Source organism: Escherichia whittamii (assembly GCF_014836715.1).
GTDB lineage: Bacteria > Pseudomonadota > Gammaproteobacteria > Enterobacterales > Enterobacteriaceae > Escherichia > Escherichia whittamii.
Map to the genome: position 1 here is coordinate 272878 of NZ_JACSQI010000002.1, position 14987 is coordinate 287864.

Consider the following 14987-nt stretch of genomic DNA (forward strand, 5'->3'; position numbering starts at 1 on the left):
CGTTCCTTCAGGAGAGTAGTTATTCGTCAAAGTCGTAAGTCATGATCACTTTGATTGCGGTTTTATCGACCATGGCATCAAATCCTTCGCGCCATTGGGACAGCCCGATACGATGCGTAATCATAGGTTTGACGTTGATAGCACCGCTGGCCAACAGGCGGATGGCATTGCGCCAGGAAGTAGAGTCATAGGCCATATGCCCAATGATGCTTTTGTTCCAGGCGGTAATGTCATTAATCGAAAAATCAAGGGGTTTAAAGCCCATGCCAACACGCACAACTTCCCCATTCGGACGCAGCATTTCGATAGCTTGTTTCAGTGCGATATTGGCTCCGGAGCATTCAATCACCAGCCCGAGATTGTCTTTGCCACAAATTTGCTGGCAACGCGCAACGACATCTTCGGTAGAACCATTTACCACCGCCGTCGCACCTAACTGTTTTGCTACAGGGAAGCGGACTGCTACATCTTCTTGCAGACCAACGACGACGATATTTACCGCCCCCATGATCCGTGCCATCTGTACAGAGAACAGCCCGAGAGGACCGGTGCCGATGACGACCACATCCTGACCTGGCAGGAATTTTGATTGTTGAGCTATGGATTTGTAGGCATTACAGATAGGATCCAGTACGGCAGCATCTTCATAATCAACACACTCGGGAATTTCCCACAGCGCATGACGATGGATTTTGAGGATTTCGCCAGGCACCAGGCAATATTTGGAAAAGCCACCGCCCCAGGTATTGTTATCCAGACCAAGATTCACTTTTTCTGTACAACACAGAAAATCACCTTGTTCACAGGCCGGACAAACGCCGCAAACGTGACCACTGTTATCTGAGACGACACGCTGCCCCACTTTCCAGTCTTTGACTTTTTCGCCAACCTGCGCAATTCGGCCTGCAAACTCATGGCCACGAATCGAGTTAAACTCATCTGAACCGCTATCGACGTTGTAGTGTTTCATGTCTGCGCCACAGATAGCTGCGGCTTTAATTTCAATCACCACATCTTCCGGGCCACAAACGGGCCGTGGGACATCAATCATCTTATAGCCGCCAAAGGCCTTGCCAAACCGAGCCAGTGCTTTCATTGCGTCATCCTCTGTGTTTTGTTTTGCTTAGATGACCATCATACTTACCCACATAATATTTGAGGTCAACATTAAATCTGTAAAACACAGATAATGATCTGCGTTTTACAACTCAGATCACAAATACGCAGAAAACCTGAGAATGGGTTACAGATTGATGGAAGGCGGAACGCAAAAGAGGAAAATTCAGCCGTGATCCCTACTTAACGAAAGAAAGGATCCAGGGATGAAAAATTTAGGGTGTTAATACAGACTTGATGGTACGGAAAGGGTTAAAGCTACAAACGAAATCAACGAGGGGTTGGATAATGAATTTCAGGCAATCCCCTTTATTAATCACCTGTAAAGGGGATAACGCCGTCACTTAAACATAGCAATTGGCTTCGCCGTAATACCAAAATCTTCTTTCAGCTGCTGCTTGCTCTTCATCACCATCTGACCGTTGGTGTCGATAGTCATGTGTTGCGCATCTGTATTGTTTCGGGCTTGCCACAGCATGACCAGTTGCAGACAGTTCTCTTTTTGTTCTTCAGTCAGCGCAACACCATCTGGCCATTTTCCCAGTTCAACAGCGGTCGATAGACGCTGGTAAACCTCGGGCGTCATGCTGTTGATCATTTCATCAAGATTCATGATTTTTCCGCTCCTGTGGAATAAGTTGCTGAATCGTTTTTTCAACCGTTGATTTCTTCGCCATTTTCACCATCGGTGAAACGTAAAGAGGCTGAGTTAACACAATAACGTTCGCCTGTGGGCTGCGGGCCATCAGGAAAGACATGTCCCAGATGGGCATCACAGTTACCGCAACGAATTTCGATGCGCTGCATTCCATGTGACAAGTCTTTGATATAACGAATTGATTCTTCACTCACCGGTTCGTAGAAGCTCGGCCATCCACAACCTGAATCATATTTAGACTGGGAGTAAAACAGAGGGGCATCACAGATCAAACAATGGTAAACGCCATCACGCTTATTGTGCAGTAAGCGCCCAGTAAATGGCGGCTCCGTCCCGTGATTCTGTGTCACGTAAAACTGCATCTCGGACAATTTGTTTTTCAGTTCGTCTGCCGAAGGTTTGTTAGCCATTTGCTCACATCTCACTTTAATCACGCTCACATTACACGACCAATTCTAACAAAACATTAACACCAACTGGCAAAAATTTGTCCTAAACTTGATCTCAGCGAAATGGCAGCGCCTGAATCGTGATGAAAATCACATTTTTATCATAATTGCCCTTTAAAATTCTCGGCGCCGCCCTCATGTGGTTTCAGGCACAAAGGAAGAGTGAGGCAAGTCAGTCGCGTAATGCTTAGGCAGAGGATTGATTTGTCGCAATGATTGACACGATTCCGCTTGACGCTGCGTAAGGTTTTTGTAATTTTACAGGCAACCTTTTATTCACTAACAAATAGCTGGTGGAATATATGACTATCAAAGTAGGTATCAACGGTTTTGGCCGTATCGGTCGCATTGTTTTCCGTGCTGCTCAGAAACGTTCTGACATCGAGATCGTTGCAATCAACGATCTGTTAGACGCTGATTACATGGCATACATGCTGAAATATGACTCCACTCACGGTCGTTTCGACGGCACCGTTGAAGTGAAAGACGGTCATCTGATCGTTAACGGTAAAAAAATCCGTGTTACCGCTGAACGTGATCCGGCTAACCTGAAATGGGACGAAGTTGGTGTTGACGTTGTCGCTGAAGCAACTGGTCTGTTCCTGACTGACGAAACTGCTCGTAAACACATCACCGCTGGTGCGAAAAAAGTGGTTATGACTGGTCCGTCTAAAGACAACACTCCGATGTTCGTTAAAGGCGCTAACTTCGACAAATATGCTGGCCAGGACATCGTTTCCAACGCTTCCTGCACCACCAACTGCCTGGCTCCGCTGGCTAAAGTTATCAACGATAACTTCGGCATCATCGAAGGTCTGATGACCACCGTTCACGCTACCACCGCTACTCAGAAAACCGTTGACGGTCCGTCTCATAAAGACTGGCGCGGCGGCCGTGGCGCTTCTCAGAACATCATCCCGTCCTCTACCGGTGCTGCTAAAGCTGTAGGTAAAGTACTGCCAGAACTGAATGGCAAACTGACTGGTATGGCGTTCCGCGTTCCGACTCCGAACGTATCCGTAGTTGACCTGACCGTTCGTCTGGAAAAAGCTGCAACTTACGAGCAGATCAAAGCTGCCGTTAAAGCTGCTGCTGAAGGCGAAATGAAAGGCGTTCTGGGCTACACCGAAGATGACGTAGTATCTACCGATTTCAACGGCGAAGTTTGCACTTCTGTATTCGATGCTAAAGCTGGTATCGCTCTGAACGACAACTTCGTGAAACTGGTATCCTGGTACGACAACGAAACCGGTTACTCCAACAAAGTTCTGGACCTGATCGCTCACATCTCCAAATAAGTTGAGATGACACTGTGATCTAAAAAGAGCGACTTCGGTCGCTCTTTTTTTTACCTGATGAAATGAAGTTAAAGGACTGCGTCATGATTAAGAAAATTTTTGCCCTTCCGGTCATCGAACAAATTACCCCCGTCCTCTCCCGTCGTAAACTGGATGAACTAGACCTTATTGTGGTCGATCATCCCCAGGTAAAAGCCTCTTTTGCATTACAGGGCGCTCATCTTCTCTCGTGGAAACCTGCTGGTGAGGAAGAAGTTCTGTGGTTGAGCAACAATACCCCGTTTAAAAATGGTGTCGCCATTCGCGGCGGCGTGCCGGTTTGCTGGCCGTGGTTTGGTCCGGCAGCACAACAAGGTCTGCCTGCTCACGGTTTTGCCCGTAATCTGCCGTGGACGCTGAAATCACATAGTGAAGATGCCAATGGCGTGGCGGTGACTTTCGAACTGACTCAAAGCGAAGAAACGAAAAAATACTGGCCACACGACTTCACGCTATTAGCGCATTTCCGCGTTGGTAAAACCTGTGAAATCGATCTTGAATCACATGGCGAATTTGAAACCACCTCTGCCCTGCATACCTACTTTAATGTTGGCGATATTGCCGGGGTGAGCGTCAGTGGTCTGGGCGATCGCTACATTGATAAAGTGAATGATGCAAAAGAAGGTGCACTGACCGACGGTATTCAGACATTCCCGGATCGTACCGACCGCGTGTATCTGAATGCCCAGGATTGCAGTGTGATTAATGACGAAGCGTTGAATCGTATTATCACCGTAGGCCACCAGCATCATCTGAACGTCGTTGGCTGGAACCCAGGACCGGCGCTTTCAGTCAGCATGGGCGATATGCCGGATGATGGCTACAAAACATTTGTTTGTGTAGAAACAGCTTACGCCTCAGAAAATCAAAAAGTCACCAAAGAGAAACCTTCACATCTGGCGCAATCCATTCGCGTTGCCAAACGTTAATTTGCGTTAGTTACTGTGCCGGATGCATGCATCCGGCATTACAGCAAATCACACCATATCCAGCGCAGTTTTTCCTTTTGGTGCCGGGTACGCTTTGTCCAGCATCGTCAGTTCTTCCTCTGAAAGTGTTAATTCCAACACTGCCGCATTTTGTTGAACATGCGCGACAGTTGCCGCTTTCGGAATCGCCATCACTCCCTGATGGCTGATCACCCACGCCAGCAAAACTTGCGCCGCAGTGGCATTGTGAGCATGAGCAATTGCGTTGACCACCGCATTTTTTAGCAAGCCATTACGTAAGCGCCCGGCCTGCGCCAACGGACTGTATGCCATCACTGGCATATGTTGTTGCTGACACCAGGGTAGCAGTTCATATTCAATACCGCGCGAGCCGAGATGATAGAGTACCTGATTGGTAGCGCACTGATTTCCCCCAGGCACCTGCCAGAGTTCCTGCATGTCAGCATAATCGAGATTAGAAACGCCCCAGCGACGAATTTTGCCCTGGGCGATCAGTTTTTCCATTGCCGCGACAGTCTCTTCAAAAGCGAAACTGCCAGACCAGTGCAATAAATAGAGATCGAGATAATCGGTATTGAGACGGCGTAAACTGGCTTCGCAAGCGTTAATGGCTTTTTGCCCGCCGGCATTCCACGGATAGACTTTGGAAACGAGAAAAACCTTATCACGCAGGCCGGATAATGCTTCACCAACCACCTTTTCGGCACCGCCATCGGCATACATTTCAGCGGTATCAATGAGAGTTAAACCAAGATCAATGCCCGCACGCAGTGCATCAACTTCGGTTTTGCGCTGGCTGGCGTCTTCGCCCATATACCATGTTCCCTGCCCTACGGATGGCAGTGAGACATCGCCACTAAATTGAATCGTTTTCTGTTGCATCGCGTCCTCCCAGTTTTTGCACCACCGTAAAGCAAAACAGGGCATTACGCCCTGTTTTTATGCACAAAATGCCCTGGAAAGGTGCATTATCAGAATTTGTAGGTGATCCCGGTAGAAATCAGACCAGTCCAGGATTTATCGACCATCGGGCTGTCGGTAACTTCATCGGACAGACGGGTGTAGCGCGCAGTACCGTAGACACTCCAGTCACCGGAGAAGTTATAGTTGGCGCTCAGTTCCAGATACGGACTCCAGCTATCATTCGGGTTATAGCCACGCAGACCGCTGCGAGCGGACTCTTTACGCGATACGCCATAATAGTATTCGTTATGGTTTTCGCTGTTCCACTGCAAACCGATACCTGGAGTCAGAGTCAGACCACCGTTAGTGTAACGGTACAACCAGGCCGTATCCCAGACGATACCGTTGCTGTTATCCAGTGTGTCGGCTGCCAGAGAGGTCCGCAGATAACCGTACTGGGTAAAGTGAGCGTAAGACAGACCTGCCATCATGGTGCTCTTACGGTCATCCAGGTGACGCATTTGATGATCGCCACTGTCTTTGGCTTTAAAGTAGAGCGGTGACCAGTAAGCGGTAATTGAAAGTTTATCCGTCGCGTCATTCCACAGGTAGTAACCACCACCTAAGCCACGGAACCAGAAGTTATCGCCTTCATAGTTGATTACCGGTACTGGGTAAACATCGGTATCGTAATCTTTATAAGGGTGTTCAACGACACCTACGCCTGCGCCCAGGGAAAAATTACCTTCAGCGTGTGCTACGCCTGCAGACGTTGCGATAAGCACTCCAAGTGCCAGAAGTTTGAGTTTGGTCACAATTAATCATTCCTTAAACAAATGTTTAGCGGGCGACAAAGTTTACCCGTCAATACAACGAAACCCAAACTTTTTGCGTTTTCATTTCCAAAGGTAACTGTTTAATTTTCCTGACGCTGATGACGCCGTGCTTACAGACGAATGAATTCTGCGTTACTGGCGGCCTTATTCTTTACATTAGTTATGCAATTTTTATGGATGAGTTGTTGATATGCCATTGAAATTCAGAAAGCCGTGCAGGCAAGTTTCCCAATTGCCATCTACGCTTAATTTTGAAGGTGTATCACCGGGCACGTTGTTCTCACGGTCGGCAGGATGGCATGAGAGTTGCTGTGTTTTAGCAAGAGACGTCGTTCAGTTTACCTCTTCCGGGAGCCTCTACTATTCATATCAACGGCTCTTAACCTGTGCTAAAAAACGAAAGGACGGCATACCATGAATATATTCGATCACTATCGCCAGCGATATGAAGCTGCCAAGGACGAAGAGTTCACACTGCAGGAGTTTCTTACCATTTGTCGGCAAGATCGCAGTGCTTATGCCAACGCGGCAGAGCGGCTATTGATGGCTATTGGTGAGCCTGTCATGGTCGATACAGCCCAGGAGCCCAGACTTTCTCGACTCTTTTCTAACCGGGTCATCGCACGTTATCCGGCATTTGAAGAGTTTTACGGCATGGAAGACGCGATTGAACAGATTGTCTCTTATCTGAAACACGCGGCTCAGGGGCTGGAAGAGAAGAAACAAATCCTGTATCTGCTGGGGCCTGTGGGTGGGGGTAAGTCGTCACTTGCTGAACGACTGAAATCATTAATGCAACGCGTGCCTATTTATGTATTGAGCGCCAACGGTGAGCGAAGCCCGGTTAACGATCATCCGTTCTGTCTGTTCAATCCACAGGAAGATGCGCAGATCCTTGAAAAAGAGTACGGCATTCCACGCCGCTACCTTGGCACCATTATGTCGCCGTGGGCGGCAAAACGCCTGCATGAATTTGGTGGCGACATCACTAAATTCCGCGTGGTCAAAGTGTGGCCGTCTATTCTGCAACAGATTGCCATTGCCAAAACGGAACCGGGCGATGAGAACAACCAGGATATTTCCGCGCTGGTGGGGAAAGTGGATATTCGTAAACTCGAACACCACGCCCAGAACGATCCGGACGCCTACGGCTATTCCGGTGCACTGTGCCGCGCCAACCAGGGGATCATGGAATTTGTTGAGATGTTTAAAGCACCGATTAAAGTGCTGCATCCGCTGTTGACCGCAACCCAGGAAGGCAACTACAACGGGACGGAAGGTATCTCCGCCCTGCCATTCAACGGGATTATTCTCGCCCACTCAAACGAATCTGAATGGGTGACTTTCCGTAACAATAAAAACAACGAAGCCTTCCTCGACCGTGTCTACATCGTGAAGGTACCATATTGCTTGCGTATTTCCGAAGAGATCAAAATCTACGAGAAATTACTTAATCATAGTGAACTGACTCACGCACCATGCGCACCTGGCACGCTGGAAACATTGTCACGTTTTTCCATTCTTTCGCGCCTGAAAGAGCCAGAAAACTCCAGCATTTATTCGAAGATGCGCGTTTATGATGGCGAAAGCCTGAAAGATACCGATCCGAAAGCCAAGTCATATCAGGAATATCGTGATTACGCGGGCGTTGATGAAGGGATGAACGGTCTGTCCACGCGTTTCGCGTTTAAGATCCTCTCTCGCGTGTTCAACTTCGATCACGTGGAAGTGGCGGCTAACCCGGTTCATCTGTTCTACGTTCTTGAACAGCAAATTGAACGCGAGCAGTTCCCGCAAGAGCAGGCTGAACGCTATCTGGAGTTCCTGAAAGGTTATCTGATCCCGAAATATGCCGAATTTATCGGTAAAGAGATCCAGACGGCCTATCTTGAATCCTATTCTGAATATGGACAGAACATTTTCGACCGTTATGTCACCTATGCGGATTTCTGGATTCAGGACCAGGAGTATCGCGACCCGGATACCGGTCAGCTGTTTGATCGCGAGTCGCTGAACGCCGAGCTGGAGAAAATCGAAAAACCGGCGGGGATCAGCAATCCGAAAGATTTCCGCAACGAGATCGTCAACTTTGTACTGCGTGCCAGAGCGAATAACAGCGGACGCAATCCGAACTGGACCAGTTACGAAAAACTGCGCACGGTCATTGAGAAGAAAATGTTCTCCAATACCGAAGAGTTGTTGCCGGTCATTTCGTTTAACGCCAAAACCTCAACCGACGAGCAGAAGAAACACGACGATTTTGTCGACCGTATGATGGAAAAAGGCTACACCCGTAAACAGGTACGTTTACTGTGCGAATGGTATTTGCGTGTACGTAAATCGTCTTAACAGCAACGGCCCGGTGCGGATACCACCGGGCCTACAACGACAGCGACCGTGGGCCAGACAGGCGGCAACACAGGCGTAGCATACAGTTGGCAAATGCAGTACGGGGGGCATATGACCTGGTTTATTGACCGGCGTCTGAACGGCAAAAATAAAAGCATGGTGAATCGCCAGCGTTTTTTACGCCGTTATAAAGCGCAAATTAAACAGTCGATCTCCGAGGCCATTAATAAGCGTTCGGTGACCGACGTCGACAGCGGCGAGTCCGTTTCCATTCCAACGGAAGATATCAGCGAACCAATGTTTCATCAGGGGCGTGGCGGCTTGCGCCATCGCGTTCATCCAGGCAACGACCATTTCGTACAGAACGACCGTATTGAGCGGCCTCAAGGCGGTGGCGGTGGTTCTGGTAGCGGTCAGGGCCAGGCCAGCCAGGACGGTGAAGGTCAGGATGAATTCGTCTTCCAGATTTCGAAAGATGAGTATCTCGATCTGCTGTTTGAAGATTTGGCCTTACCAAATCTGAAACAAAACCAGCAACGCCAGTTGACCGAATTTAAAACGCATCGCGCGGGTTATACCGCTAACGGCGTTCCGGCCAATATTAGCGTGGTGCGTTCATTGCAAAATTCACTGGCGCGACGTACTGCGATGACCGCGGGCAAGCGGCGGGAACTGCACGCACTGGAAGAAGATTTAGCGATAATCAGCAACACTGAACCTGCGCAACTGCTGGAAGAGGAACGCTTGCGCAAAGAAATTGCCGAACTGCGAGCTAAAATTGAACGCGTTCCTTTCATCGACACTTTCGATTTACGCTACAAAAATTACGAGAAACGACCCGACCCCTCCAGCCAGGCAGTAATGTTCTGCCTGATGGACGTTTCTGGCTCGATGGATCAATCCACCAAAGATATGGCCAAACGTTTTTACATACTTCTGTATCTGTTCCTGAGCAGAACATACAAGAACGTGGAAGTCGTTTACATTCGCCACCATACCCAGGCGAAAGAAGTTGATGAACATGAGTTTTTCTACTCACAAGAAACGGGCGGCACGATTGTTTCCAGTGCACTGAAACTGATGGATGATGTGGTAAAAGAGCGTTATAACCCGGCGCAGTGGAATATCTATGCCGCACAAGCATCGGACGGCGACAACTGGGCTGATGATTCTCCGCTGTGCCATGAGATTCTGGCGAAGAAATTACTGCCGGTTGTTCGTTATTACAGCTATATCGAAATTACCCGTCGAGCTCATCAGACATTGTGGCGAGAATATGAGCATCTGCAATCTACTTTCGAAAACTTTGCGATGCAGCATATCCGCGATCAGGATGATATTTATCCGGTATTCCGTGAACTGTTTCATAAGCAAAACGCAACAGCTAAAGACTAGCACCATCAGCCAGGTCATTATTACCTGGCTGATTTTTAGCTCACTGTAAATTATTTCATTTATTATATACGTTAGCTTACAATTGCTTTAAATATCACAGCGCAACGTTTACACAATTTAGTTCCAGAAAACAATCATTCGGAAAATTGATTAGGTTAACACGCATTTTCCCGGGGTTATTCTTTAATTATTTTTTATCGATAGTGAAAATTGATCCTGGTCAAAACTATATGTCTCGGCCATCAATAAAATCGAACACTCACATTGCTCTCCTTTTTATGATTTTTATGGGTACACAAAAGCTAAAAGCACACAGCTTTTTTATCTTCAGCTTACTGCTGACATTAATTTTATTTTGCATTACCACCTTATATAACGAAAACGCCAATATAAAACTCATCCCTCAGATGAATTATATGATGGTTGTTGTGGCTTTGTTCTTCCTTAATGCCGTCATTTTTCTTTTCATGCTAATGAAATATTTTACTAACCGTGAAGTATTTCCAACACTCATTTTAAGTCTTGCATTCTTAAGTGGCATTTTCTATTTAACTGAAACCATTGTCATTATTCATAAACCTATCAGTGACAGTACACTTATTCAGGCTAAATCAAATGATGTTTCCATATTATATCTGTTTCGCCAGCTAAGTTTCATTTGCTTAACCGCGTTGGCTCTCTTCTGTTATGACCGCAAAAGTATTCTAACGAACAACAAGAAAAAAAACTGCATCCTGTTGTTGGCACTGATACCTTTCATGTTGTTTCCTTTACTGGCACACAACCTGAGCAGTTATAACCCTGACTATTCCTTATACGTCGTAGATTACTGTCCGGATAGCCATTCTGCGACCTGGGGAATTAATTACACAAAAATTTTGGTTTGTCTGTGGTCATGCTTACTGTTCTTTATTATCATGCGCACACGATTAGCAAGCGAACTTTGGCCTTCAATAGCGTTATTATGTCTGGCATCGCTCTGCTGTAACTTACTTCTGCTGACTCTGGATGAATACAATTACACCATCTGGTACATCAGTCGTGGTATTGAAGTTTCCAGCAAACTGTTTGTCGTAGCGTTTCTGATTTATAATATTTTTCAGGAACTGCAACTCTCCAGCAAACTGGCGGTTCATGATGTATTGACCAATATTTATAATCGCCGTTACTTTTTCAACAGCGTAGAGTCGTTATTATCGCAACCTGTTGTGAAGGATTTTTGTATCATGCTGGTAGATATTAATCAGTTCAAACGCATCAATGACCAATGGGGGCATCATGTGGGCGATAAAGTGCTGGTTTCAATTGTCGATATTATCCAGCAAAGTATCCGCCCGGATGACATTTTAGCGCGCCTGGAGGGGGAAGTATTTGGTTTGCTATTTACCGAACTCAATGCTGCCCAGGCAAAAATCATTGCTGAACGTATCCGTAAAAATGTCGAACTCCTGACCGGCTTTAGTAACAGGTATGATGCTCCTGAACCAATGACCATCAGCATTGGCAGTGTTTTTTCAACTGGTGATACGCGTAATATCTCGCTTGTCATGACAGAAGCAGATAAAGCCTTACGTGAGGCGAAAAACGAGGGCGGCAACAAAGTGATTATTCATCGTCTTTGAGTGCAAAAATATTCACAGCCATGCTTTTTGCGTGGCTTTTGCATACAATTAATTTCTGATACCACTAAATTTCTCCTCCCCAACGGCACAGAGATGAGTATAATTAGCGCCCCTGTGCCAGGCCGCAATCGAACTTTAACTGGTTTTCTCATTTCACTAACCGAAGGAGTGCCATTTATCATGAAATTGCCCCATAGAATGCTCCGGCATTTTATCGCCGCAAGTGTCATTGTGCTGACATCTTCCTTCCTTATTTTTGAACTTGTCGCCAGCGACAGAGCGATGAGCGCGTACTTGCGCTATATCGTCCAGAAAGCGGATTCCTCCTTTCTCTACGATAAGTATCAAAATCAAAGTATTGCCGCACATGTAATGCGCGCACTTGCAGCAAAACAGCCAGAGGTGTCGCCAGAACAGCGACGAGCCATCTGCGAGGCTTTTGAATCAGCCAATAATACTTATGGACTAAACCTGACGGCCCATACTTATTCTGGCTTACGCGGGACATTACAGAGCGCATCCGATGACTGTGACACAATTGTGGAAGCAGCAGCGCTATTACCCGCATTTGATCAAGCGGTGGAAGGTAATCGCCATCAAGATGAATATGGTTCCGGTCTTGGGATGGCTGAAGAGAAATTTCACTATTATCTCGATCTTAATGACCGCTATGTCTATTTTTATGAGCCGGTCAATGTTGAATACTTCGCCATGAATAACTGGTCGTTTTTGCAATCAGGAAGCATTGGCATTAACCGTAAAGATATCGAAAAGGTGTTTACCGGTCGCACGGTGTTATCGAGCATTTACCAGGATCAGCGTACTAAACAGAATGTAATGAGCTTGCTGACGCCGGTTTATCTCGCGGGTCAACTTAAAGGGATTGTGCTGCTGGATATCAATAAAAACAATCTGCGGAATATCTTTTACACTCATGACCGCCCTCTTCTCTGGCGTTTTCTCAATGTTACGCTTACCGATGTAGATTCGGGCCGGGACATTATTATCAACCAGAGTGAAGACAATCTGTTTCAGTACGTCAGTTACGTCCATGACTTACCTGGCGGAATTCGCGTCACATTATCCATTGATATTCTTTACTTTATTACGTCTTCATGGAAAAGCGTTGTCTTCTGGCTGCTGACGGCATTGATATTACTGAATATGGTACGCATGCACTTTCGCTTGTACCAAAACGTGACTCGCGAAAATATCAGCGATGCGATGACCGGATTGTATAACCGCAAAATATTGACTCCTGAGTTGCAGCAACGCTTGCAACGCCTGGTTCAGGCTGGTTCTGCAGTCATGTTTATTGCTATTGACATGGACAAGTTAAAGCAAATTAACGACACACTGGGTCATCAGGAAGGTGATTTAGCGATTACTTTACTAGCACAGGCGATTAAACAGTCGATTCGTAAAAGCGATTATGCTATCCGTCTCGGTGGTGATGAATTTTGCATCATCCTGGTCGATTCGACGCCACAAATTGCTGCGCAATTGCCTGAACGTATCGAAAAACGCCTGCAACATATCGCGCCACAGAAAGAGATTGGCTTCTCTTCCGGCATTTACGCGATGAAAGAAAACGATACGATACATGATGCTTACAAAGCTTCTGATGAACGTCTGTATGTCAATAAACAGAACAAAAACAGCAGTTCATGATAATCTTCTGTGGTTGTTTAGTTATAAACCCAGGAGCGTGAAATGACCGAAATGGCTAAAGGAAGCGTGACGCATCAGCGCTTAATCGCTTTATTATCACAAGAAGGCGCTAACTTCCGCATCGTCACCCACGAAGCTGTGGGCAAATGTGAAGCAGTGTCAGAAATTCGCGGCACTGCTTTGGGTCAGGGCGCCAAGGCGCTGGTGTGTAAAGTGAAAGGAAATGGCGTTAATCAACATGTATTAGCGATACTTCCTGCCGATCAGCAGGCCGATCTGAGCCAACTCGCCAGTCACATTGGCGGGTTACGCGCCTCGCTTGCCAGCCCGGCGGAGGTCGATGAACTCACTGGCTGCGTTTTTGGCGCCATCCCGCCTTTCAGCTTCCACCCCAAACTCAAACTGGTTGCCGATCCACTACTCTTCGAGCGATTCGAAGAAATTGCCTTCAACGCGGGCATGCTGGATAAATCCGTTATTCTTAACACCGCAGATTATTTACGCATTGCGCAACCAGAGCTGATCCATTTCCGCCGTACTGTATAACTAGCCGGTACGTTCAAGTAGCAAAACTGACAGTACCAGCACAACCGCAATGGCAAAAAACGATGACGTGATAATCAGTGTCTCAATGAACATTTGATCGTTCATGGTTTTACCCCTGGAGATAACTGTTTTCACGTTATTGTTAGCGTAACCAAATGGCAGTTTGATGACAATTCTCCCTATTTTTGATGCAAAAAGTGTAATTAATGTCTGATTCCTGCACTCAGCAAGCGTAAAGTACAGGGAGTAATTATTTTTTGGCAAGGAAACCACGATGTTTGATGTCACTTTGTTAATCCTCCTCGGATTAGCTGCGCTGGGCTTTATCAGCCACAACACCACTGTCGCCGTTTCAATTCTGGTGTTGATCATTGTCCGTGTCACACCGTTGAGCACCTTTTTCCCCTGGATTGAAAAACAAGGGTTGAGCATCGGGATAATTATTCTCACCATCGGTGTTATGGCCCCAATCGCCAGCGGGACCCTGCCACCATCGACACTTGTTCACTCGTTTCTGAACTGGAAATCATTAGTCGCGATTGCCGTAGGCGTGATTGTTTCCTGGCTTGGCGGGCGCGGCGTAACGTTGATGGGTAGTCAACCACAACTGGTAGCCGGATTGCTGATGGGTACGGTTTTAGGCGTAGCGCTTTTTCGCGGTGTACCCGTCGGCCCGCTTATTGCTGCTGGCCTGGTTTCGCTGATTATTGGTAAGCAGTAGTTTTTGCCGCAGTCGCCATAGCCATAAAAACAAAGTGTTATAGTGGCGTGGCAATGTTGCGTGAAAGGGAGAACAAACACGATGAATATTCAGTGTAAACGCGTCTATGATCCGGCTGAACAAGGCGATGGTTATCGCGTACTGGTCGATCGTCTCTGGCCGCGTGGTATCAAGAAAACAGATTTAGCGCTTGATGAATGGGACAAAACCATCACACCTTCAACGGAACTACGCAAAGCCTTTCACGGCGAAGTGATCGATTTTGAAACCTTTCGCGAACAATATATTGCAGAACTGGCGCAGCATGAACAAGAAGGGAAACGACTGGCGGATATTGCCCGCCAGCAAACACTAACCCTACTTTATTCGGCAAAAAATACCACGCAAAACCATGCGCTGGTGCTGGCCGATTGGCTACGCAGTTTGTGATTCCA

Annotated in this window: 15 protein-coding genes; 9 read left to right on the forward strand and 6 right to left on the reverse strand. The window is 47.0% G+C overall.

Annotated elements, in window-relative coordinates; translation table 11 throughout:
- Positions 1-19: 19 nt before the first annotated feature.
- The 3 genes from H9644_RS04065 to msrB form a co-directional block, all read right to left on the reverse strand.
- A complete protein-coding gene (locus H9644_RS04065) occupies positions 20-1096 on the reverse strand; it encodes a zinc-binding dehydrogenase (protein ID WP_191773364.1) in 1077 nt (358 codons plus the stop codon).
- A gap of 360 nt (positions 1097-1456) precedes the next feature.
- On the reverse strand, positions 1457-1729 hold the full coding sequence (locus H9644_RS04070) for a YeaC family protein (RefSeq protein ID WP_064529206.1): 273 nt from the start codon (positions 1727-1729) through the stop codon (positions 1457-1459).
- A 41-nt stretch (positions 1730-1770) separates the two neighbouring features.
- Entirely contained in the window at positions 1771-2184 is a 414-nt protein-coding gene (gene msrB, locus H9644_RS04075) for a peptide-methionine (R)-S-oxide reductase MsrB (protein WP_191773366.1), read from the reverse strand.
- 341 nt (positions 2185-2525) lie between these two features.
- Here msrB and gapA point away from each other — a divergent pair, with 341 nt between their 5' ends.
- Positions 2526-3521, forward strand: a complete 996-nt coding sequence (gene gapA / locus H9644_RS04080; protein ID WP_000153502.1) for a glyceraldehyde-3-phosphate dehydrogenase — start codon at positions 2526-2528, stop codon at positions 3519-3521.
- Positions 3522-3604: 83 nt separating this feature from the next.
- Entirely contained in the window at positions 3605-4489 is an 885-nt protein-coding gene (locus tag H9644_RS04085) for a D-hexose-6-phosphate mutarotase (protein ID WP_064529208.1), read from the forward strand.
- A 48-nt stretch (positions 4490-4537) separates the two neighbouring features.
- Here the strand turns inward: H9644_RS04085 and H9644_RS04090 are convergent, their stop codons facing one another.
- Positions 4538-5392, reverse strand: coding sequence for an aldo/keto reductase (locus tag H9644_RS04090; protein WP_064529209.1), 855 nt, complete (start codon positions 5390-5392; stop codon positions 4538-4540).
- Between the two features lie 89 nt (positions 5393-5481).
- Positions 5482-6228 carry a scaffolding protein MipA gene (mipA, locus tag H9644_RS04095; protein WP_191773369.1) on the reverse strand — a complete coding sequence of 249 codons (747 nt, stop codon included), beginning with the start codon at positions 6226-6228 and terminating at the stop codon, positions 5482-5484.
- Between the two features lie 435 nt (positions 6229-6663).
- On the opposite strand from mipA, the gene yeaG reads away from it, so the two are divergent.
- The 5 genes from yeaG (at position 6664) to yeaK (ending at position 13832) form a co-directional block, all read left to right on the forward strand.
- Positions 6664-8598, forward strand: coding sequence for a protein kinase YeaG (yeaG, locus tag H9644_RS04100; protein ID WP_064529211.1), 1935 nt, complete (start codon positions 6664-6666; stop codon positions 8596-8598).
- Between the two features lie 111 nt (positions 8599-8709).
- Positions 8710-9993, forward strand: a complete 1284-nt coding sequence (locus H9644_RS04105) for a YeaH/YhbH family protein (protein WP_064529212.1) — start codon at positions 8710-8712, stop codon at positions 9991-9993.
- A gap of 146 nt (positions 9994-10139) precedes the next feature.
- Positions 10140-11615, forward strand: a complete 1476-nt coding sequence (locus H9644_RS04110) for a sensor domain-containing diguanylate cyclase (RefSeq protein ID WP_105289077.1) — start codon at positions 10140-10142, stop codon at positions 11613-11615.
- A 180-nt stretch (positions 11616-11795) separates the two neighbouring features.
- Positions 11796-13286 carry a diguanylate cyclase DgcJ gene (dgcJ, locus tag H9644_RS04115; protein WP_064529213.1) on the forward strand — a complete coding sequence of 497 codons (1491 nt, stop codon included), beginning with the start codon at positions 11796-11798 and terminating at the stop codon, positions 13284-13286.
- A gap of 42 nt (positions 13287-13328) precedes the next feature.
- Positions 13329-13832 carry a mischarged aminoacyl-tRNA deacylase gene (gene yeaK, locus H9644_RS04120; RefSeq protein ID WP_064529214.1) on the forward strand — a complete coding sequence of 168 codons (504 nt, stop codon included), beginning with the start codon at positions 13329-13331 and terminating at the stop codon, positions 13830-13832.
- Here the strand turns inward: yeaK and yoaI are convergent, their stop codons facing one another.
- Positions 13833-13937 carry a small membrane protein YoaI gene (gene yoaI / locus H9644_RS04125; RefSeq protein WP_064529215.1) on the reverse strand — a complete coding sequence of 35 codons (105 nt, stop codon included), beginning with the start codon at positions 13935-13937 and terminating at the stop codon, positions 13833-13835.
- Positions 13938-14106: 169 nt separating this feature from the next.
- Here yoaI and H9644_RS04130 point away from each other — a divergent pair, with 169 nt between their 5' ends.
- Both H9644_RS04130 and H9644_RS04135 read left to right on the forward strand, forming a co-directional pair.
- A complete protein-coding gene (locus tag H9644_RS04130) occupies positions 14107-14553 on the forward strand; it encodes a DUF441 domain-containing protein (RefSeq protein ID WP_130223473.1) in 447 nt (148 codons plus the stop codon).
- Between the two features lie 81 nt (positions 14554-14634).
- On the forward strand, positions 14635-14982 hold the full coding sequence (locus H9644_RS04135) for a DUF488 domain-containing protein (RefSeq protein ID WP_191773371.1): 348 nt from the start codon (positions 14635-14637) through the stop codon (positions 14980-14982).
- The last annotated feature ends 5 nt before the right edge of the window (positions 14983-14987 follow it).

Excerpts from the sequence above, each read along its gene's own strand:
- H9644_RS04105 (WP_064529212.1), top strand. The coding sequence starts at position 8,710 with ATGACCTGGTTTATTGACCGGCGTCTGAACGGCAAAAATAAAAGCATG.
- H9644_RS04070 (WP_064529206.1), bottom strand. The coding sequence starts at position 1,729 with ATGAATCTTGATGAAATGATCAACAGCATGACGCCCGAGGTTTACCAG.
- H9644_RS04090 (WP_064529209.1), bottom strand. The coding sequence starts at position 5,392 with ATGCAACAGAAAACGATTCAATTTAGTGGCGATGTCTCACTGCCATCC.
- gapA (WP_000153502.1), top strand. The coding sequence starts at position 2,526 with ATGACTATCAAAGTAGGTATCAACGGTTTTGGCCGTATCGGTCGCATT.
- yeaK (WP_064529214.1), top strand. The coding sequence starts at position 13,329 with ATGACCGAAATGGCTAAAGGAAGCGTGACGCATCAGCGCTTAATCGCT.
- yeaG (WP_064529211.1), top strand. The coding sequence starts at position 6,664 with ATGAATATATTCGATCACTATCGCCAGCGATATGAAGCTGCCAAGGAC.
- H9644_RS04135 (WP_191773371.1), top strand. The coding sequence starts at position 14,635 with ATGAATATTCAGTGTAAACGCGTCTATGATCCGGCTGAACAAGGCGAT.
- H9644_RS04065 (WP_191773364.1), bottom strand. The coding sequence starts at position 1,096 with ATGAAAGCACTGGCTCGGTTTGGCAAGGCCTTTGGCGGCTATAAGATG.
- H9644_RS04085 (WP_064529208.1), top strand. The coding sequence starts at position 3,605 with ATGATTAAGAAAATTTTTGCCCTTCCGGTCATCGAACAAATTACCCCC.
- dgcJ (WP_064529213.1), top strand. The coding sequence starts at position 11,796 with ATGAAATTGCCCCATAGAATGCTCCGGCATTTTATCGCCGCAAGTGTC.
- msrB (WP_191773366.1), bottom strand. The coding sequence starts at position 2,184 with ATGGCTAACAAACCTTCGGCAGACGAACTGAAAAACAAATTGTCCGAG.
- yoaI (WP_064529215.1), bottom strand. The coding sequence starts at position 13,937 with ATGAACGATCAAATGTTCATTGAGACACTGATTATCACGTCATCGTTT.
- H9644_RS04130 (WP_130223473.1), top strand. The coding sequence starts at position 14,107 with ATGTTTGATGTCACTTTGTTAATCCTCCTCGGATTAGCTGCGCTGGGC.